The 1,434-nt window shown below is 61.2% G+C and carries 1 protein-coding gene; it reads right to left on the bottom strand.

Annotated elements, in window-relative coordinates; all coding sequences use genetic code 11:
- Positions 1–4 precede the first annotated feature (4 nt).
- On the bottom strand, positions 5–961 hold the full coding sequence (sppA, locus tag ENZ75_RS31705) for a signal peptide peptidase SppA (protein ID WP_027161328.1): 957 nt from the start codon (positions 959–961) through the stop codon (positions 5–7).
- Positions 962–1,434 lie beyond the last annotated feature (473 nt).

Here is a 1,434-nt window from a genome sequence, read left to right on the forward strand (position 1 = left end):
CTTCTCAAGGGTGCCAGACGGAAACGAGACCGTCAAGAAACAAGCGGTCGGCTCCGAGTTCATGGATGACGTCGCTGCTGTAGGCGGGCAGGCCGAGCGCACTGCCGATCGTTTGCGCCATCGCTTTCGAGAACAGGAAGCCGCTGCGCCGTTCGGTATCCTTCCACTCGACGACCTTGAGCTTGGCATCGACGCCCTTGGTCGCCAGCCAGTCGACCGCCACGGTCTCGCCACCGACGGCGTCGATCAGCCCGTTGGCAACGCCCTGGCGACCGGTGAATATCGAGCCGTCGGCAAGCACCAGCGCTTGTTCGCGGCTCATCTTGCGGCGTTCGGCGACGATGTCGACGAACCAGTTGTAACTGTCGAGGATGAGCTTGCGAACCATGGCGCGCTCGTCGTCATTGGTCGGCTTGAAGGGAGAGGGCGCGGCTTTCAGCGGCGAGGATTTCACCTCCTCCAGCTTGACGCCGAGTTTGTCCATCAGGCCGCTGACGTCGGGATACTGGATCAGCACGCCGATCGAGCCGACGATCGAGGTCTTGCGGGCAACGATGTGATCTGCGGCACTGGCGATCATATAGCCCGCCGATGCGGCGAGCGTGCCGACTTCCGCCACCACCGGCTTGTCGGCGGCCAGCTTGCGCACTTCTTCATAGATCGATTCACCGCCAACGGTGGTGCCGCCAGGCGAATCGATCGACAGGATCACGCCTTTCACCTTCGATGAAAGACGGATGGTTTCCAGCCGCTTGATCAGTTCCTCGTCCTCGGTGATCGTGCCTTCGATCTTGACCTTGGCAATATGGTCGACCGTCGAGCCGCCGAAATCGTCGCCATAGAACCAGGTTGAAAGCGCAATCACCCCAAGGGCTATGATGCCTATGGCGACGACGCGCCAGAATGTCAGCTTGCGCCGCAAACGGCGGCGGTCGATCAGGTCGTCGGCTCTCAGTGCCATGGTCAGCCTTTCAGTCGGCGGGAGGAGACGCTTTTAGACCATGATCCTCCCATCTGGAAGCAGTTCTCTTTTGCGCATGGCGAGACAAGTCGGCGCCTGGACGTGAGGTGGCTATCCGCGTCGGCAGTCGACGGGGCCGGGTCGGGCCCTCTCCAGGCGTCGGTCTGCTCACATATTCGTGCAATCGCCACCAGGTCGGGCGACGAGACCGATGGCTGATAAATTTTACGCCGCGTGTCTGTTTCTGCTATGGAGAACACGCAGTTGTGCGGACTTCGTTTTCGTCTGTACAAAGGCGGCTGTCACATTTTTGCAGTTTTCGTGGGCTTGTGCTTGCTTGAAAGCGCCGGCGTCCCACCTATAGGCGGTGCCCAAGGGCGGGCAGGGTTAGAAGAAAGCAGTGAATGTTAGCGCGACCGATTGAACCGACCGACGCCGAGGCGGTGTTGGCTCCCCCGGCGGGCGGCCGGACG

It is taken from the genome of Mesorhizobium sp. M7A.F.Ca.CA.002.04.1.1, assembly GCF_004022805.1.
Classification (GTDB): Bacteria; Pseudomonadota; Alphaproteobacteria; order Rhizobiales; family Rhizobiaceae; genus Mesorhizobium; species Mesorhizobium ciceri.